Consider the following 13087-nt stretch of genomic DNA (forward strand, 5'->3'; position numbering starts at 1 on the left):
AGGGTAAATAACTAGCTTTTGAATACTAAAAATCCCCTGCCTAAATTGGCAGGGGATTTTTGTTTTTAGTCAGAGCTTCTGAGTAAGAATACTAGGTAAGCTGTTAGCTGGAATGCGTATCAGTTTGCTCCTGTTCGGCAAAGTAGTTAAGCAAGACTCGGGCTTTGGCTTTGCCTACTTCTGCAATAAGCTCCATCTCAGTGAGCTCCTTTATCTTCTTCACCGATTTGAATTTGCTGAGGAGCTTTTCAGCCGTAACAGGACCTAGGCCTTTCACATCGGTGAGTTCAGTTTTGAGGGTAGCTGCATCGCGGCGGCTACGGTGGAACGTGATGCCGAAGCGGTGTGCCTCGTCGCGCATGCGCTGGACTAGGCGTAAGGTTTCGCTCTTCTTATCGATATACAGGGGGAGCGGGTCGTTGGGAACGTATATTTCCTCTAACCGCTTGGCGATGCCGATAATAGGCACTTGTCCCCAAATCCCTAGGTCCTTCAAGGCCTTAACCCCCATGCCCAACTGGCCTTTGCCACCGTCGACGATGATGAGTTGAGGCAGAGTAGCCCCTTCATCGAGCAAGCGGCGGTAGCGCCGCGTCACGATTTCGTACATAGAGTCGAAATCGTTTGGTCCTACTACTGTCTTGATATGGAAGTGGCGGTAGTCCTTCTTACTGGGTTTAGCGTTGCGGAAGCACACCATAGCGGCCACCGGATTATCGCCTTGGAAGTTGGAGTTGTCGAAGCACTCGATGTGCTTAGGAAGCTCGGTAAGCCGCAAATCCTTTTTCATGGTTTCCATGATCCTGACCTCATTCAGGTCTTTGCTGCGGTCGTTCATGCTTTCCTTTTCCTTGCGCAGGTACAGCACATTTTTGATGCTGAGCTCCATGAGCTTGCGCTTGTCGCCTATCTGCGGCTGCGTGATGGCAACGCCCGGTAGAGGAAGCGGCGGAATAGCTACGTTGGTCAGAATTTCCTTGGACTGACTTTCAAACTCCTCCCGCATCTGCATAATCATGGGGGCCAGAATCTCATCATCCGGCTCATCGAGCTTTTTCTGTACCTCCACCGATTGAGTGAGGATAATGCTGCCATTCATCACCTTTAGGTAATTGATGAAGGCCGACTTCTCGTTGGAAGCAATACTGAATACGTCAATATTGGAAAGCGCCGCATTTACGATGGTACTCTTAGACTGGAACTCATCCAGCTTATCGAGCTTTTGCTTGAGCTGATGGGCCAACTCGTATTGCTGTTCCTGCGCTGCTAGCATCATTTTCTCGCGGAAGTACTGCTTCGGCAAACGCAGGTCGCCGTTCAGGATTTGCCGGATCTGCTGGATGTACTGCTGATAGGTTTCCTCGTCCTGGAGGCCTTCGCAGGGGCCTTTGCAGTTGCCCAAGTGATACTCCAAGCACACCTTGAACTTGCCGGCTTCTACATTTTGGGGCGACAGGTTATAGGTACACGTGCGTAGCGGATATAAGGCTCGAATCAGCTCTAAGAGCAGGTTCATGCCCGTGACGTTCGCGTAAGGCCCATAGTAGCGTCCATCATCGGGGCGCTTATTGCGGGTAGGAATAAGACGCGGGAACCGCTCATTAGTAAGCAACAGGTACGGATACGTCTTGCCATCCTTCAGCAGGATGTTGTACTTGGGCTGATGCTGCTTAATGAGGTTATTCTCGAGCAAAAAGGCATCCGACTCTGAGTCAACGATAGTAAACTCTATGCGGCGAATGTTCTTGACCAGCTGCTGCGTCTTTTTATTATGATCCTGCTTTGTAAAATAGCTGCTGACGCGCTTCCGGAGGTCAACGGCCTTGCCTACATAAATGATAGTATCCTCATCGCCGAAGTACTTATACACCCCCGGTCGGTGAGGAAGCTGGCGGATCTGTTCTTGCAGGTGGGCGGTAGCAGCCATAGAAAGGTCGGGAGACAAAAGGATTGCTGCTAGAGAAGCAGTAAACACAAAGAGAATACGCAGCGTGCACCGATACAGATTCGGTGCTGATTTTGCGAGACTAGTGTAACAAAAAACGTGGCCGGGAAGTCCCAACCACGTTCTGGAAAGTTATCAGTTCAGCGTTTTGTGGCACCTAGTGCTGTAGCTGAGTAACAGGCTAAATGTCCTCACCACTTAAGTCCTGCAGTTCGACCTGGTTGAGTTTTTGGTCAGAAGGAATGGTGTCGCGCAGGCTGGCCCCGTTATAATAGCGGGAGCAGTCGATTTCGATGCTAAGCGGCTGTGTAGGCTTTGGGAAGGGGCCAGTATTGATGCCAATGCTTTTGTCGGCGTATACTTTGCGCATAAACACGCCATAAATAGGCAGCGCCAAGCGGGAGCCCTGGCCATATGCCCCGGTCCGGAAGTGAATGCTACGATCTTCGCCGCCTACCCACATACCGCACACTAAGTCAGGCGTAAGACCCATAAACCAGCCATCGGAGTAGTTAGAGGTAGTACCGGTTTTGGCGCCCATTTCATACGGGAACTTGAAACCACCCTTCAAAATGATGCTGGTACCGCCTTGCTCCTCGGTAGCGCCGCGCAACATATGGGTCATCAGGTACGCAGTTTCTTCGCTGAGGGCTTCGCGGGTTTGGGGCACAAACTCCCGTAGCACGTTACCGTTTTTGTCTTCGATGCGCATAACCATCATCGGGGCCGTCCAGATGCCTTTGTTCACGAAGGTGCTGTAGGCGCCGGTTAATTCGTATACGCTCACATCAGAAGAGCCAAAACCGACCGCCGGCACAGCTTCAATTGGCGACGTGATGCCAAGGCGCTTGGCATAGCTTACAACGGTTTCAGGACCTAGCTTCTGGACCAGCCAAGCCGTGATGGAGTTCATGGAACGGGCTAGGGCCTGCCGCAGGGTAAACACCCGACCGGAATAGCTGCCTTCAAAGTTGCGGGGCGTGTAGGCTGGCCGGCCACGCTCGGCTGGGAAGGTAGTCGCAACGTCAGGACGCTGGTAGCACGGTGAGTAGCCCTGGTCGATGGCGGCTACGTACACGAACGGCTTGAAGGTGGAGCCTGGCTGACGTCGTCCTTGCTTTACGTGGTCGTACTTGATGTACTTGAAGTTGATACCGCCTACCCAGGCCTTTACTTGGCCATTTAGAGGGTTCATGGCCATAAAGCCGGAGTGCAGCAGACGCTTATAGTACGCCAAGGAGTCCATCGGCGACATAAGCACCTCTTTCTCGCCGCCATTCCAGGTAAACACCTTCATTCGGTACTTCTTGTTCAGATAGTACTTCACGGAATCCTTGTTATCGGGGAAACGGCCGATAAGCGACTTGTAGCGCTCGGTGCGCTGAATAGAGGTGCTGAGGAAGTTCGGAATCAGGCGGCCGTTTTCATCACGCCAGGGCTGTTGGCCTTTCCAATGTGCATCAAACCACTTCTGCTGAAGCTTCATGTGCTCTGCCACCGCCGATTCGGCATACTTCTGCATGCGCGAGTCGATGGTCGTGTAGATCTTCAGGCCATCGGTGTACAGGTCGTGGTCGGTTTCTTTAGCCCACTGCCGCAGCATCTTGCTTACCTCTACCCGGAAGTAAGGAGCAATGCCTTCATTCTGGTTTTCTACGTTGTAGCGGAGGGCAATAGGCTTTAGCGTATCGCGCTGCAGGGTTTGGTCATCAATGTAGCCGTATTTCTGCATTTGGCGCAGTACCCAGTTGCGGCGGCTTTTAGAGCGGCCCGGATTATACTTGGGGCTAAAGCGGGTAGGGGCGTTCAGTACACCCACTAGGGTAGCAGCTTCGGGCAAAGTAAGCTCTTTAGGCTTTTTGCTGAAGAAGGTTTTAGAAGCAGTATTGATACCGAATGCGTTGGAGCCGTAGTCGTTGGTATTCAGATACATGCGCAGTATTTCGCGCTTGGTATAGCTGCGCTCCAGGCGGATGGCCAGAATCCACTCCTTGGTTTTGGTAATGAGCATCCGGATGCCGGGCACGTCGTTGAGCTTGCCGTCGTTCAGGTCCTCGCGGGTACGGAACAGTACCTTGGCTAGCTGCTGCGTGAGCGTAGAGCCACCGCCGCCACTACCCCCCGTCAGGAGGCCAGCCGCCACCCGGCCAGTTGCTTTAGGGTCGATGCCGGAGTGCTCCTCAAAGCGAGCGTCTTCAGTAGCAATCAGGGCGTCTACGAGGTGCTGGGGAAGGTCTTCGTACTCCGCAGGCGTGCGGTTTTCACGGAAATATTTGCCCATCAGCACGTTGTCAGCCGAGTATATTTCGGAGGCCAGCTCGCTGCGCGGGTTTTCCAGCGTTTTCAGATTGGGCATACGCCCAAACAAGTTCAGGAAGTTGACACTAACTGCCAGCACGTACAAGATCATCCCGACGATGCCAGCCCCGAACAGCAGCCACAGGGCACGCGTCAGGCCTGTGTAGCGTCCGGGCTGATTGGTTTTTCGAAAAGAAGCTTTCTTTTTGGTGGCAGGGTAGGCCATTTCTTCAATTGAAAATTAAGCAGGAAGCTAGAAAAGGCAGCCAGTTCAAACACTAGGGTAGTGCAAGGCGGCAAGCCTACTGCCTCGTAGTTAATTATTTAAGGTAGTTCTGTTGATAGAAGCGCTGGTATTCCTCCAGGTTCTGGCTTTGCAAAAGCAGCGGCAAGTTATCAATACCAATTATGATCGTCTGGTAACCCGCTCCTCGCAACTTGCTCAGTGGCGATTGAGGGCCGCGCAGCTTCAGGGCGTAGTTCTGAGCAACTTTCGCGCCGGGCAACGATTCTACTACCACTAACTCCTGAGTGCTGCCAAGAGCCTGCTGGCGTACCTGCAGGTTGCTGGCTTTGTAGTAACGGGTGTGATACGCAGTCAGCTGAGCGGAAATATTCGCTAGCGCAGCAGCATCCTTATTAAATACGAGTACTACTAGATGCGGCGCATTCACCTCTACTTTATAAGGCGTTACGATGGGGGCAGGGCTAGGAGGTGTACCAGTAGTAGCGGCGGGTGCCTCTTGAATAGGTGCTGATGCAGGGGCCGTACCTGGTGCCGGTGGGGTAGTGCCTGGCACAGTGGCAGGAGGCGTGGTTGCTGGCTGCGGTTGAGGTATAGGGGAGGGGGGGGCTGATTTTTTGGGTGGGGTCACGGGTTTCTTGCCGCGGGCCCGGGCCTGTGCTGCTGCCATCCGTGCTGCCTTTGCCTCATCAACAACGGGCACTGAAGCTGGCGTTGCCGAGGACGTTGTAGTGTCAGAAGCTGCAGCGCTTGTAGGAGCTGCCGGTGTGGCAGTAGGTGCGGTTGGGTTTGGAGCAGTAGCAGGGGTAGTAGCCGGTGTTGCTCCTGGCTGCGCTGGTGTTGAGACAGCCGGAGTGGTTGCTTTAGGAGCAGCAGGTGCAGCCGGCGACTCATTTTCTTTATAGAAAATACGCATCCGATTTTCAACCTCCCCCGGCTTGAACATGGATACTACCGGCTTGTCGGTGGAGGCTAGCGCACCGGTAATCTGGCCTTCTGCTTGCTGCTTGTAGGTAGTAAGCAAGGTAGCCGCCTGAGGTGCCAAAGGGCTTTGCGGATACTCCTTGTAGAATTTCTCTACGGCTGCTTTGGCCGTGCTCGGAGGCTGTGTACGGATGGTGAGCAACGTGGTCAGGAAGGCCACCCGGTCGTTGAGGTCATTCTCTGGGTATTGCTTTTGGCTTCGTGCCAGCACGGCGCTTGCCTTCTTAAACTCCTGGTTTTTGTACAAAGTAAAAGCAGAGTCTACTAGCACGGCCACCTTCGCAGTAGCTTCGGAAGTGCGGCGCAGATACTCCGGATCAGCTACCAAGCGGGCATATGATGTGGTAGGATACGCCTGCCGCAGCCGGTTGGCATATTCTTCCGCTTTGCTCAGGTTGTTCTGCTCTTTGTGAAGCAGATAAAGAATATAAAGAGTCTCCGGAGTGTGCTTGCCCTGCGGATAACGGGTCAGAAGGGTTTCATAGGTTTCGACTGCTTTGGTTTTCTCGCGCAGCTCTTGATTATAGATGCCCCCCAACTGGTACAGCGCTTCCTCGGTTTGTGCATCCGATTGCTGCCGTTGGGCTTCCGTTAGCGGAATGTTCTGGCGGTAGCTGTCTACTAAAGTGCGCAGTTGCGTGGCGGGGTCAGAAGCCTGAGCCGAGCCCGGTGTGGTGCTCCCACTCCCATTTACCACGGTGCTGCTGTTGCCGGCAATGCTCACGGGCACATTACCGCCGCGCGCCGTAACCGGCGAGCTACTGGTCTGGCTTACCGTTCGCCAATTATCCTGTAGCGGCCGGTCGCCCCACTTCCGAATAAAGTCGTTGCGGGCTGTGCCCAGAGCGGTTGGGTTATCAAAGTACCACTTCACGCCCGTGTTGCCGGCAATGAAGTCTTCGGTATTTATTCCAGGCTGCAGATCACGCGAGTTACTGAGCCCAGAATTAGCTTGCTGTTCATTGCGTTGTGCTTCCCGCGCCTCCTGGGTGGCTAATAGCTCGGCGGCCTTGCGCTGCGCTTCCAACTCGGCTTGGGCATACGCCGTGAGGCGGGTGCGCAGGGTTGCGGAGTCAAGGCGAGCTAGGGCCTGCAGGCTATCCTGAGTTTCTACTACCGTGATTTGCTGGGCAAATTCTTTCAGGATGGCTGCCCGCTCCGAAATAGTGGCGTATTCAGGCAGCTCTTTGGGCAAAACCTGCACTGTGCTGTCGTAGTAAGCCGCTGCCAGTCGGTACTTCTGCAGGTTCTCGTAATAGATCCGCCCCGTCAGCAGATAGGCATAGGACTTCTGGGCCTGGTTAGTAGACGGAGTTCGCACCGACTTCTGCAACAAAGCCAAGGCCTCAGAATAGCGCTGCTGCCGATATTCCAGCCGCGCCATCTCGTAATATATTTTGTCGCGGTACTCCTTGTTCTTGGTGTCCTTCAGCAGCTTAGCAAAGTACTTGTCCAGTCGGGCTCGATCAGTCTGGTTTAAGTCCGATACCTGCCCTAGCAGCAGCTTGCTAAAGAAATCCAGCTCGTAGGGCGGATTCTTCTTTAAAATCTGATTCAGCTGTGCATACGCTTTCTTATCCTCGCCCTGGGCCTGGTATAGCTGAGCTAAGATGTAACGCGTGCGCGACTGCTCGTTTTTGGGTTCGATATACGGAATAGCCTTTTCCAGATTCTCAATGGCCCGAGTTGGCTCTCCACGTTGCAGAAAGAAGTCGGCGCGAGTTAGGAATAGCTCCCGGGCATTCAGTTCGGTGCCCTGCTCTTTATCAAGTAAGTCGGAGACGGCGGCCGCGTTTTCCAGCTCTTTCGTCGCCAGAAACGTGCGCATCAGCCAAATCAGGGCTTCGTGCCGCGTGTTGGGCTCTTTACCGATGGAGTTAACGTAGCGAAAGGTTTTCGCCGCATCCTCGAATTCCCTTTTATAATACCGCGCCTTGCCAACCAAGATATAGCTGTCATCCGTCCAGTCAGAGCCCGGCCGGTGCTGAATCGGTAGCGACGCTTTTTTAATAATATCCTCTAAGTCGGCCGTTACGCGGGCTACGGTAGCATCATCGAGGGTAGGGAAGAGGGGTAGTACCCGGTTGTAGTCGTTGATGCGGGCCTGATATAAAGTGGCTTCCGTCGCACGCATTTTTTCACGGGCCAGAAAGTAGGCGTTGTCGCGGGCTACCACGTTGTCATACGCGTGGCCAAGCATAGAAGGACGCTCAGAGGCACAGCCCGCCATACAGAGGACAAGCAGTAATGCGGCCCCAAGGGCAGTCAGCGGGCGTAAAAGCGAAAAATTTGTCGTCGTCAAAGCAGCGGGAAGCTCAGGGCGAAAGGGGGCGGAGAGAAAACACGAATGCCAATCCGAATCGTTCGGCCGGCTTCTGTCTCTCAACGTAGCGCAATAGGTAAAAGTACAGGTTTCCACCCGGACACACCATCTGGGTAAACATAGTGCCCAGCTGCTAACGTTTGGTAGTGTAATTTTACTTTTCCCACCGCCTCGCCTGCCCTCATGTCAAGCCCTATCCCTCCTCGCCGCCCCGACCCAGAAGGCAACTCCGACCGGATGCGTGCTGTGGCGCGCTACTCCGGCATTGCCGCCCAAATGATGGTGACCATTGGGTTGAGTACATGGGCTGGTTATTGGCTCGATGGGCACTTCCACACCAAAACGCCGTGGTTTACACTGAGTCTGATGTTGCTAGGCCTGTTTGCGGCTTTATATAATGTCATTCGCTCCGTCACGAAAGAGCAATAAAGGCTGGTGCTCACCGGCCATTTTTCATCTGCCCCACTTACTAGCCCCTGCGTAGCCTTGAAGTCCTTTCTTCGCCCCTATCTGATCTTCTGCCTTCTGACAGGCTTTGTGCTCTACGCGCTCTACTCACAGTTCGGACCGCGCATTATCCATCCGTTCACCGTGTACACCTTCAGCTTCTTCGCGCTCCTGACGTTGCTCACGTATTGGATCACCGCTAAAATAGTAAAGGCTAATGCGCAAAACTTTATGGTCGCGTACTTTGGGTCAATGGTTGCACGCCTGCTTTTGTCGCTTACAGTGGTGCTAGTGTACCTTTTTCTAGGTGGCGGTCGCGAGGGCGACGGGCAGTGGGCATTTCTAGGAAGCTTCTTTCTCCTGTATTTTCTTTTTGCCGGGTTTGAAGTCTGGAGCGTTCTGAGTAACTTGCGCCCGTTTTCAAAACCGGGTGAACCCACAAAATGAAGATTTTGTGAAGATGTCCCTAAACCACTCTGAATGAAGCGCTTACTTCTAGCTCTCTTGTGCCTGTTCTCGTTCTCGGTATACGCCAACGAACCGACTCCAACGCAGGAGGAAGCCACTGATAAGGAGGCCTTCAGCCCCGGCGACATGATTTTGCATCACATTGGTGATGCGCACGAGTGGCATTTTGCCACGCTAGGCGATGAAGCGCACGGTACCCACCTGACGCTTCCGTTGCCAGTAATTGCTTACCGCCCTTCGCAAGGCCTGAGCGTATTTTCCTCTTCGCATTTGGCTGAAGGTAAAGAATACCAAGGCTTGAAGCTGGAGCATGAGCATCTGGTGTCGGAGGATGGCAGCAAAGTCTATGACTTCTCCATTACCAAGAACGTTGCCTCGCTGATGCTGAGCGCTATTGTTCTGTTGCTCGTATTTACTGCTGTAGCTCGTGGGTATGCCAAGCGTGGCACGGGTGCTCCCCGCGGCATTCAATCTTTCTTTGAGCCAATCATCGTATTCATCCGCGATGAGGTAGCCAAAAAGTCAATCGGCCCGAAGTACGAGCGCTACATGCCGTATCTGCTGACGGTGTTTTTCTTCATCTGGTTTAACAACCTGCTGGGCCTAGTACCCGGTGGCGCTAACCTCACCGGTAACATCGCCGTAACGCTCACCCTCGCTGTCCTGACGCTGCTCATCACCCTGTTCAGCTCAAACAAAAACTACTGGCATCACATCTTCGCTACGCCTGGCGTACCGAAGGCTCTGCTGCCCATCATGATTCCGGTTGAAATCATTGGCATCTTCGTAAAGCCATTCTCCCTGATGGTGCGTTTGTTTGCTAACATCACGGCCGGTCACATTGTAATTCTGAGCTTTATCTCGCTCATCTTCATCTTCCGCAATATTGGTGTTGCACCCGTAACGCTGGCTTTCGGCTTGTTTATCAACATGCTTGAGTTGCTGGTAGCTATTCTGCAGGCCTACATCTTCACCCTGCTGACAGCAATGTACATCGGTGGTGCAGTGGAAGAACACCACGACGCTGATTACCAGATGGGCGGTGGCGATGGCGCTGAGCCAGCGCACTCGCACTAAGCTTTCACACCCCCTGATTTTTTTGTTTTTCACTCCCCACAAACCATTTTTTTATGCTTCTTTCTCTGTTGTTGCAGATTGCTAACGCCGCTGGTCTGGCTGTATTTGGTGCCGCTATCGGTGCTGGTCTAGTTGCTCTGGGCGCTGGTCTGGGTATCGGTCGTATCGGTGGCCAGGCTATGGAAGCCATCGGTCGTCAGCCAGAAGCTTCAGGCAAGATTCAAACTGCTATGCTGATTGTAGCCGCTCTGATCGAAGGTCTGGCTCTGTTCGCAGTAGTAGTTTGCCTGCTGATTTCGTTTAAACTCTAGGGATAGAGGTAGTACAAAAGCAGCCCGCTGCGCGCGTCGCTTCAGCGCACGGCGTAGCGGGCTGTCTTGGCTTTTCTGGGGCCTAGCCAAGACAGCAGTAGAAAGCAGATTGTCTGCTTTTGCTGTGTAGGTCTCCACCCATTACTCATCCCCTATCAGTTTCTACGATGCAAATTGTAACGCCCGAATTAGGCCTTATCTTTTGGCAGCTAGTGATTTTCGGCATCGTGCTGCTGTTGCTGCGCGCATTTGCCTGGAAACCCATCCTGAGCTCGTTGAAAGAGCGGGAAAGCTCCATCGAAGGAGCCCTGCGCATGGCTGACCAAGCCAAGCTGGAAATGCAGCAATTGAAAGCTGGTAACGAAAAGTTGCTGGCTGAAGCTCGCATGGAGCGCGACCGTATTCTGAAGGAAGCCACCGATATTTCTAACCAGCTCATTGAGCAGGCTAAGGACAAGGCAACGGAAGAAGGCAGCCGCATGATTATGCAAGCCCGCGAAGCCATCCAGAACGAGAAAAACTCTGCTCTGGCTGAGGTGAAAAACACCGCTGCCAAGCTTTCCATCGATATTGCCGAGCGCATTCTGCGCCGCGAACTGACCGATCAACCGGCCCAGCAGCAACTCGTGGACTCGTATCTGAAAGAAGTGAAATTGAACTAAGGCGCCAGAAGTTAAAAGCGTAGCTGTGGTACTCGCCTACGTGAGTGCATTGCTAGTTTTTGGCTCCTAGCTTCTCAACTTCTATAAGAATGTCTGAAATACGAGTTGCCTCCCGTTACGCGAAGTCGTTGCTGGATCTGGCACAGGAACGTGGCGAGCTGGAAGTAGTAAAGCAAGACATGGATCTGTTCAGCAAAACGCTGGAAGAAAACCGTGACCTGCGTCTGCTGCTTCGCAATCCTATTGTAAAGCACGATAAGAAGCTGGCTATCCTGCGGGCTATTTTCAACGGTAAAGTGTCGGCAATGACGGAGAAATTCTTCTCTATTGTTACCCAGCACAGCCGTGAAAGCGCGCTGGAGTTTATCGGTTCCGAATTTCTGACCCAGTACAACTCACTGCGCGGTATGCAGGTAGCAGAAGTTACCACTGCCATGCCACTGTCTGCTGAGTTGCGCGCCCAGTTGCAACAAATGGTGCGCCAGCAATCCGGCCTAGCCGATGTCTCGCTCACCGAGAAAGTAGATGCTTCGCTCATTGGCGGTTTCGTGCTGCGGATTGGCGACCGGCTCATCGACGACTCGGTTAGCTACCGCTTGCGCAAGCTGCGCAACGAATTCTCGAAGAATCCCTACCAACCCCAACTATAACCCACCATGGCAGAAGTACGTCCGGATGAAGTATCCGCCATTCTGCGGGAGCAGCTGTCCAACTTCAAAACCGAAGCCGAACTCGAAGAGGTTGGTACGGTTCTGCAGGTTGGCGACGGTGTAGCCCGTATCTACGGCCTGGGCAAAGCCCAAGCAGGGGAATTGATCGAATTTGAAAACGGGCTCCAAGCCCTCGTGCTTAACCTGGAAGAAGATAACGTAGGTGCCGTAATGCTCGGCGACTACTCTGAAATCCGGGAAGGCGCAACGGTACGTCGTACCAATAAAATTGCCTCTATTCAGGTTGGTGAAGGTATCATTGGCCGCGTTGTGAACACGCTCGGCCAGCCTATCGACGGTCGTGGTCCTATCCAGGGCGAAACCTACGATATGCCACTGGAGCGCAAAGCTCCGGGTGTTATCTACCGTCAGCCAGTAAACGAGCCTATGCAGACGGGTATCAAGGCTATCGACGCCATGATTCCGATTGGCCGCGGCCAGCGTGAGCTCATCATCGGTGACCGTCAGACGGGTAAGTCGACGGTAGCCCTTGATGCTATCCTGAACCAGCGCGAGTTCTATGAAGCTGGTCAGCCAGTATTTTGTATCTATGTAGCCATTGGCCAGAAAGCTTCCACCATCGCTCAGATTGTGCAGGCCCTGACCAAAGGTGGTGCTATGGATTACACGGTGGTAGTAGCTGCTCCGGCCGCTGACCCTGCTCCGCTGCAATTCTACGCTCCCTTCACTGGTGCTGCTATCGGTGAGTTCTTCCGCGACACGGGTCGTCCGGCACTGGTTGTATACGATGACTTGTCGAAGCAAGCAGTGGCTTACCGCGAAGTATCGCTATTGCTGCGTCGTCCTCCCGGACGTGAGGCCTATCCAGGTGACGTATTCTACCTGCACAGCCGCTTGTTGGAGCGTGCCGCGAAGATTAACTCTTCCGACGCCATTGCGCGTGACATGAACGATTTGCCCGACAGCATTAAGCACCTTGTAAAAGGTGGTGGTTCGCTGACGGCACTTCCGATCATCGAGACCCAGGCCGGTGACGTTTCGGCGTATATCCCAACCAACGTAATTTCGATTACGGATGGTCAGATCTTCTTGGAAACCAACCTGTTCAACTCAGGTGTGCGTCCGGCTATTAACGTAGGTATCTCGGTATCGCGCGTAGGTGGTAACGCCCAGATCAAGTCGATGAAGAAAGTGGCTGGTACGCTGAAGCTCGACCAGGCTCAGTTCCGCGAGCTGGAAGCTTTCGCCAAATTCGGATCTGACCTCGATGCTTCGACCAAACTCACTATTGAGCGCGGCCGTCGTAACCTTGAAATCCTGAAGCAGCCCCAGTTCTCGCCCCAGAAAGTAGAAGATCAGGTAGCTGTAATCTATGCTGCTACCAACGGCCTGCTTGACTTGGTGCCTGTAAACCGGGTGCGTGAGTTCGAGAAAGAATTTACCCAGGTGATGAATTCGCGTCATCCGGAGGTTCTGAAAGGCTTGAAGGCTGGCAAGCTGGATGATGAAATCACCGGTGCCATCCGTCAGGTCGCTAAAGATCTGTCGGCGGTTTACGCCAATAAGTAATCAGTTTAAAGGTATCAGCTGCCAGTTGTCCGTTACCGATTAGCTCTTTGAGCAAGGGTAGCAGACAGCTGGCAACTGGTAACCGATA

General features: G+C 53.4%; 10 protein-coding genes. 7 read left to right on the forward strand and 3 right to left on the reverse strand.

The window, feature by feature from the left end; all coding sequences use genetic code 11:
• Positions 1-103 precede the first annotated feature (103 nt).
• The 3 genes from uvrC to porW form a co-directional block, all read right to left on the reverse strand.
• Entirely contained in the window at positions 104-1927 is a 1824-nt protein-coding gene (gene uvrC, locus ACYVGU_RS12620) for an excinuclease ABC subunit UvrC (RefSeq protein WP_460622394.1), read from the reverse strand.
• A 199-nt stretch (positions 1928-2126) separates the two neighbouring features.
• A complete protein-coding gene (locus ACYVGU_RS12625) occupies positions 2127-4469 on the reverse strand; it encodes a PBP1A family penicillin-binding protein (RefSeq protein WP_460622395.1) in 2343 nt (780 codons plus the stop codon).
• Positions 4470-4563: 94 nt separating this feature from the next.
• Positions 4564-7701, reverse strand: a complete 3138-nt coding sequence (gene porW / locus ACYVGU_RS12630) for a type IX secretion system periplasmic lipoprotein PorW/SprE (protein WP_460622396.1) — start codon at positions 7699-7701, stop codon at positions 4564-4566.
• 276 nt (positions 7702-7977) lie between these two features.
• Between porW and ACYVGU_RS12635 the strand changes: the two genes are divergently transcribed.
• The 7 genes from ACYVGU_RS12635 to atpA all read left to right on the forward strand — a co-directional run bounded on the left by ACYVGU_RS12635 (position 7978) and on the right by atpA (position 12999).
• Positions 7978-8223: an AtpZ/AtpI family protein gene (locus ACYVGU_RS12635; protein ID WP_460622397.1), complete on the forward strand. Its 246-nt coding sequence runs from the start codon at positions 7978-7980 to the stop codon at positions 8221-8223.
• A gap of 57 nt (positions 8224-8280) precedes the next feature.
• Complete coding sequence (locus ACYVGU_RS12640; RefSeq protein ID WP_460615014.1) at positions 8281-8688, forward strand: hypothetical protein; 408 nt, start codon at positions 8281-8283, stop codon at positions 8686-8688.
• Positions 8689-8721: 33 nt separating this feature from the next.
• Complete coding sequence (atpB, locus tag ACYVGU_RS12645) at positions 8722-9786, forward strand: FoF1 ATP synthase subunit a (protein WP_460615015.1); 1065 nt, start codon at positions 8722-8724, stop codon at positions 9784-9786.
• 53 nt (positions 9787-9839) lie between these two features.
• Positions 9840-10097 carry an ATP synthase F0 subunit C gene (gene atpE, locus ACYVGU_RS12650; RefSeq protein ID WP_044000749.1) on the forward strand — a complete coding sequence of 86 codons (258 nt, stop codon included), beginning with the start codon at positions 9840-9842 and terminating at the stop codon, positions 10095-10097.
• A gap of 167 nt (positions 10098-10264) precedes the next feature.
• Complete coding sequence (locus ACYVGU_RS12655; RefSeq protein WP_460615016.1) at positions 10265-10759, forward strand: ATP synthase subunit B family protein; 495 nt, start codon at positions 10265-10267, stop codon at positions 10757-10759.
• 89 nt (positions 10760-10848) lie between these two features.
• Entirely contained in the window at positions 10849-11409 is a 561-nt protein-coding gene (gene atpH, locus ACYVGU_RS12660) for an ATP synthase F1 subunit delta (protein ID WP_460622398.1), read from the forward strand.
• A gap of 6 nt (positions 11410-11415) precedes the next feature.
• Entirely contained in the window at positions 11416-12999 is a 1584-nt protein-coding gene (atpA, locus tag ACYVGU_RS12665; RefSeq protein WP_460615018.1) for a F0F1 ATP synthase subunit alpha, read from the forward strand.
• The last annotated feature ends 88 nt before the right edge of the window (positions 13000-13087 follow it).

The sequence above is a fragment of the Hymenobacter tenuis genome, from assembly GCF_054780495.1.